A 2,059-nucleotide genomic window follows, 5' to 3' on the forward strand; every position below is an offset into this window, starting at 1 on the left:
GGAAGTTAAGCCCGACAGCGCCGATGGTACTGCGACCGGGAGGTCGTGGGAGAGTAGGACGCCGCCGGACATTCACACTGTTAAGGGCCACCCCGGCTGGGGTGGCCCTTAACATTTCCCCCACCGTGTTCCTGACCCACCGGCAGCCCCCACGGGTCTCTGGCCGGTGGACACCGGCGTCTGTAGTCACCAGCCCTGCCAACCACGCCGGGGGTTCTGCCCTCGCCGGCCCCTGGCCCCGTCACGAGCCCGCCCAGCTCCGAAGACCTGCCACAGCTGACCTACAGCACAGTCGACATCTGCCATACCCGGCCCCTGCGGGAACTGGGCACATGCCGCCTGACCTGCCCGGACCTTTGCCGGCGGATCTGGCCGGGGTTTCTGCCCGGCGGACCCAACGGACGCGGGTTTCTGTCGGACAGTACCCGGGCCCGCCGCCCCGTGGGTGTCCGCCACGGTCGGTGTCTGCCGGAAATGGAAGCTGTCGGCCGGCCGGACTGTCCCCGGCTTGGAACTCGCCGGTGTTTGCGGCGGTCGGCGCCTGCGGGAACTGCCCCAGTGCGCATGAGTTGGCTCGCTCCGGCTCGCAGGTGCCGAGTGGCTCGACCGACAACTGCTGGAGACTACAGTCGACTCGCTCAGCTCGTGGTTGCCGAGCGGGGAGGACTCCACCGTGCGACTCTCGACGCTCACTGGTCCTCGCAACGCACCTACCCAAGGCCTCTCCTGAAGTGCTTTACCTGACTTGAGCCACTATCCGGGCCTGAACGGTTGCGGCAGCGTGCTGACCTGCGGGTTCGCCGTTCGGGGCGGCCGGATTTGCGCACTAAAGGGGGGCTCGTACCTGACGCTCGAGTCGCTGGACCCGTCACGGTGGCCGATGCTGTGGACCTTGTGGAGGCCTACTCGGTGTCGATGCGGAAGACCGGGAAGTTGGCGGCGATCCGCTCGAACTCGCTCAGCGGAGCATGTCGGTCAAGTGGGAGATGCGCGCGCGCTCCCGGCGCGACCGCAAGGTAGCGGCGCAGGATCGGCGCTCGGGCAGCCGGCTCGACCTCCTCCAGTCGGACGGGCTCACGGCGGCCGTGCCGCAGCTCCGCATGACCTCTCGCGGCCCGGACGTTGCGGACCCAGTTGGCGTCCTCGCCGAGCATCGAGACCAGATAGCGCTCGCCCTCGTGGTCGGCGATCGCCACCGGCATCGTGATCACCCGGCCGGTACGCCGGCCGGGAACGGCGAGGACCGCCAGCCGGTTCGGCAGCACCAGCCCGGATCCGTAGATCGCGGCATCGGCCCGGTTGATCAGCCGACCGGCCAGGTTCGGTCGTCCGTCGCGGTACAGCCACCGGCGCAGTCCGGCCACGGTCTCGCCGGGTGTTCTCAGCAGGCGCATGGCGGACTCCTCTGCAGGTCGAGCGGGTAAGGCCCAGCGTGGCCCCGGCCACCGTCGACCCGCAGAGTCGCGGGTCCCGCCGTGCTGGGCCGAAGGTCCCGTGCGGATGACAGCGCGTTGTGCGGTTGTTGAGGCTGCGCTTGGGGGGCATCGGTCCCTACCTGGCGGGCAGGGAGCCCGGAAGTGACTTCTCGCGGGCGCCCTCCCGGTGTTGGTCTTCCGCTTCGGCCGGCGCTCGCTCGGTGTCCTCGGCCTGGACACGGCCGGTCCTTGTGATTCGGGCGGTGGTCCAGCGCAGCAGGGTCCGACGATATCCGCGAGAACCTTCGGCCCAGTGCGATTGTCACCGGTGCCCTTGTCGCTCCAGATCTCGGTGGCGACGCTGGACTCGGTCGCCCCCGCTGAGCGACTCGGCGATGTTCTCGCCCAGTTGCTGGAAGGCGTTGACTCGGTGCCGCTCGGTTCGCCGACCAGATCCGCGCCGGACAGCAGCTCCTGACCGCCGTGGACCCCGCTGCCCAACGACCTACGGGACACCCTCGCCCAGATCACCTGAGCGGAAGGTGCGCACTGTCGACGGCACGTGAAAACTGACCCCCAGACGGCAACTGAAATCTGACCCCTTTCCGAGACGCTGGCCTCAGGCGAGGTCAGGAGGAAGCGGG

The 2,059-nt window shown here is 69.1% G+C and carries 2 protein-coding genes; one reads left to right on the forward strand and one right to left on the reverse strand.

From position 1 onward, the window contains the following. Positions 1-902: 902 nt before the first annotated feature. Positions 903-1,394 (reverse strand): nitroreductase/quinone reductase family protein, encoded by a 492-nt coding sequence (locus AB0H36_RS48020; RefSeq protein ID WP_360539103.1) that lies wholly within the window; start codon positions 1,392-1,394, stop codon positions 903-905. A 349-nt stretch (positions 1,395-1,743) separates the two neighbouring features. Here AB0H36_RS48020 and AB0H36_RS48025 point away from each other — a divergent pair, with 349 nt between their 5' ends. Continuing rightward, entirely contained in the window at positions 1,744-1,893 is a 150-nt protein-coding gene (locus AB0H36_RS48025; RefSeq protein ID WP_360539106.1) for a hypothetical protein, read from the forward strand. Positions 1,894-2,059 lie beyond the last annotated feature (166 nt).

It is taken from the genome of Kribbella sp. NPDC050820 (genome assembly GCF_040653975.1).
Taxonomy (GTDB): domain Bacteria; phylum Actinomycetota; class Actinomycetes; order Propionibacteriales; family Kribbellaceae; genus Kribbella.